The 3,715-nt window shown below is 58.5% G+C and carries 3 protein-coding genes; 2 read left to right on the plus strand and 1 reads right to left on the minus strand.

The window, feature by feature from the left end; genetic code table 11:
* Positions 1-119: 119 nt before the first annotated feature.
* The gene (gorA, locus tag B7L09_RS00520; RefSeq protein WP_094467308.1) at positions 120-1,478 is read left to right on the plus strand and encodes a glutathione-disulfide reductase; all 1,359 of its coding nucleotides are present in this window, start codon (positions 120-122) and stop codon (positions 1,476-1,478) included.
* Here gorA and B7L09_RS00525 read toward each other — a convergent pair.
* Complete coding sequence (locus B7L09_RS00525) at positions 1,475-2,494, minus strand: DNA-binding protein (protein ID WP_094467309.1); 1,020 nt, start codon at positions 2,492-2,494, stop codon at positions 1,475-1,477. The two genes, gorA and B7L09_RS00525, sit on opposite strands and share 4 nt — an antisense overlap.
* A 178-nt stretch (positions 2,495-2,672) precedes the next feature.
* Between B7L09_RS00525 and B7L09_RS00530 the strand changes: the two genes are divergently transcribed.
* Positions 2,673-3,611 carry a site-specific integrase gene (locus tag B7L09_RS00530; RefSeq protein WP_094467310.1) on the plus strand — a complete coding sequence of 313 codons (939 nt, stop codon included), beginning with the start codon at positions 2,673-2,675 and terminating at the stop codon, positions 3,609-3,611.
* The last annotated feature ends 104 nt before the right edge of the window (positions 3,612-3,715 follow it).

Raw genomic sequence — 3,715 nt, forward strand, 5'->3', positions numbered from 1 at the left:
CCTGCCTGTTTTAAAAGCCACCTTCGGGTGGCTTTTTCATTTTCCGCCCCCATATCGCTTGCAACGCTTGCCCAACGGACACCTGCGGTTATGCTGGTTGCCTGCCGAGGAGATTGAAAATGGCCTACGATTTTGACCTTTATGTGATTGGCGCCGGTTCCGGCGGTGTACGGGCGGCACGTTTTTCGGCTGGTTTTGGTGCGAAAGTGGCCGTAGCCGAAAGCCGTTACCTGGGTGGTACGTGCGTGAACGTCGGCTGCGTGCCGAAGAAATTGCTGGTCTACGGCGCGCACTTCGCCGAAGACTTCGAGCAGTCTTCGGGCTTTGGCTGGACGTTGGGTGAAGCGAAGTTTGATTGGGCAACGCTGATTGCCAACAAGGATCGCGAGATCAATCGCCTGAATGGCATTTATCGCAACTTGCTGGTCAACAGCGGTGTGACCTTGCATGAAGGCCACGCCAAAATCGTCGACCCGAACACGGTCGAAATCAATGGCGAGCGCCACACCGCCAAGAACATCCTGATTGCTACCGGCGGCTGGCCGCAGATTCCGGAGATTCCGGGGCACGAACACGCCATAAGTTCCAACCAGGCGTTTTTCCTCAAAGAGCTGCCCAAGCGCGTTCTGGTGGTGGGCGGCGGTTACATCGCTGTCGAATTCGCCGGAATCTTCCACGGGCTGGGTGCCGACACCACGTTGGTGTATCGCGGCGAGCTGTTCCTGCGAGGCTTCGACGGTGCGGTGCGCAAGCATTTGCAAGAGGAGCTGACCAAGCGCGGCATGAACCTGCAATTCAATTCCGACATCGAGCGCATCGACAAACAGTCCGATGGCAGCCTGAAGGTGACGCTCAAGGACGGTCGCGAGCTGGAGGCGGATTGTGTGTTTTACGCCACTGGTCGCCGGCCGATGCTCGACAACCTCGGGCTGGAAAACACCGGCGTCAAACTCGACAAGAAAGGTTTCGTCGAGGTCGATGATCAGTACCAGACTGCGGAGCCGTCGATCCTGGCGCTTGGTGATGTGATCGGCCGTGTCCAGCTGACCCCTGTCGCTCTGGCTGAGGGCATGGCCGTGGCGCGTCGCTTGTTCAAGCCTGAGCAATATCGTCCGGTGGATTACGCGATGATTCCGACGGCGGTGTTCAGCCTGCCGAACATCGGCACCGTCGGCTTGAGCGAAGAAGAAGCGAAGNAAACTGGCCACGAGGTGCAGATTTTCGAAAGCCGTTTCCGGCCGATGAAGTTGACCCTGACCGAGTGCCAGGAGCGCACGCTGATGAAGCTGGTGGTCGATGCCGACACCGACAAAGTCCTGGGTTGCCACATGGTCGGGCCGGATGCCGGCGAGATCGTTCAGGGGCTGGCGATCGCGCTCAAGGCGGGCGCGACCAAGCAACATTTCGACGAAACCATCGGCGTGCATCCTACGGCGGCGGAAGAGTTCGTCACCATGCGCACACCGGTTGCCGGTTAATCGTTCTTTTCGCGCTCTGATGTGTCTGGCGCTGTTGCAATGACAGCGGCCAGGCGCAGGCTTTCATCGAGGCTCGCCCGGGTCTTGAGCAAATCGATTTCCAGCGCTTTGTTTAACTGCGACTGCTCGTCGACGCTTTGCTTGAGCGACTGACTTTCCAGCAGCGCGGCACGCAAGCGTTCCTGGAGGAGGGTGCGTTCACTGTCGATGCGGTTGACCTGCTCCAGCAGTTGATCCTGGCGGCTGTGGGTGTGTTTGAGTTGCTCTTGCAGCAGCCCCAGTTCGCGCAGTGTTCCACGATTCTCGGTGAGCAAGCGCTCGTTGTCGCGGTGCAATTGAGTGATCTCGTCCTGACGCACCAAGGCGCTTTGCTGGGCTTGGCGCAATTCCNCCTGGACCTGCTGCAACTGGCCTTCGTGACGTCGCTGTTCCTGCTCGCGCTGCTCCTTGACNGCGTTGCGGTAATGTTCCAGCGCATCGCGTGCGTGCAGGTGCTTTTCTTCCAGNGAGCGGATTTGCTCATCCTTGTCTTGCAAGCGCAGTTCGAAATCGGCCAGCGCCTGTTTCAGTCCGGCGTTGCGGGTTTGCTCGGTCTGCAGCATGGAGCGGGTTTCGTGCAGCGCTTCGGACTCTTGAGTCAGCGCCAGGCTTTGAATTTCGTATTGCTGGTGCAGTTCAGTGTTGGCTTGCCGGGCTTCAGTCAGCTGGATTTCCAGTTCTTTTCGTTGCTGATCGAACTGCGTGCGTGCCTGTTCGATGGGTTCTTGCGCCTGTTCCTTCAGGCGTTGCGCCAAGCGCGAGACCAAGCCGGCGATCTCGTCATCGATGGGTTCCGAAGGCGTCTCGACGCGTTCGCCACCATCGTCCAACTCCTTCAAATAGCGGTGAATGGTGGTTTTTGAGCCGGTATTGCCCATCTCAATCCGTACTGCATCGATGCTGGGGTTTTCGCCACGGGCGAGGATTGCCAACCGTGCCGCCTGCACCACCGCTTTATTTACGCCGCCACGAGCCATGTGTTCTCCTACGATTTCGTACTGTGGTACATGCCACTAAAGTACGCAGTGTACCATCATCAATAAAAAGATAAAAAATGTAAGTTATTCATGCGGGATATACTGGTATTACCCCGTGTGATACGCCGCGTTACAGGTTTTACTTCACCAAAGCGGTACATTTTCGAGAGATGAGCCCATGACTGATCTGGATCGCTACCTGCAAGCCGCCACCCGCGACAACACGCGGCGCAGCTACCGGGCGGCTATCGAACACTTNGAGGTAAGTTGGGGTGGNTTCCTGCCGGCGACGAGTGACAGCGTGGCGCGCTACCTGGTGGCCCATGCGGGGGTGCTGTCGATCAATACGTTGAAGCTGCGCTTGTCCGCGCTGGCGCAGTGGCATAACAGCCAGGGTTTCGCCGACCCCACCAAGTCGCCGGTGGTGCGCAAGGTCTTCAAGGGTATAAGGGCGTTGCACCCCGCCCAGGAGAAACAGGCTGAGCCATTGCAACTTCAGCATCTGGAGCAAGTGGTGGCATGGCTGGAACAGGAGGCGCAAACCGCCAGGGCGCAAAACGATCAGCCGGGATTGCTTCGCGCCAGACGCGACACTGCGCTGATCTTGCTGGGCTTCTGGCGTGGCTTTCGCAGTGATGAGTTGTGCCGCGTACAGATCGAACACGTGCAGGCGAGCGCCGGCTCAGGCATCAACCTCTACCTGCCACGCAGCAAGAGCGATCGCGAGAACCTCGGCAAGACTTACCAGACCCCGGCCCTGCAGCGCCTCTGCCCGGTGAACGCCTACATCCAATGGGTCACGGAAGCTGCGCTGGTCCGTGGGCCGGTGTTTCGCGGAATCGACCGCTGGGGCCATTTGAGCGAGGAGGGCTTGCACGCTAACAGCGTGATCCCTTTGCTGCGCCAGGCCCTGGAACGGGCCGGCATTTCGGCCGACCACTACACCAGCCATTCCCTGCGACGCGGTTTTGCCAGTTGGGCCCATCAGAGTGGTTGGGATCTGAAATCGTTGATGAGTTATGTGGGTTGGAAGGATGTGAAGTCAGCCATGCGCTATGTTGAAGCCAGCCCGTTTCTCGGAATGGCCCGAGTCGCCGAGAAGCCAGTGGCGCGCTAGATACCGTTTTCTTCTATTAATACTGTCTGCTAATAGCGAAAACCAATCAGCAGCATGAGCTTTGCCAATGAGCCAGGCGGCGATCGAGTGGGTAGGATTCACCC

Origin of the sequence: Pseudomonas mandelii, from assembly GCF_002251635.1 — a bacterium.
GTDB classification, from domain to species: domain Bacteria; phylum Pseudomonadota; class Gammaproteobacteria; order Pseudomonadales; family Pseudomonadaceae; genus Aquipseudomonas; species Aquipseudomonas mandelii_B.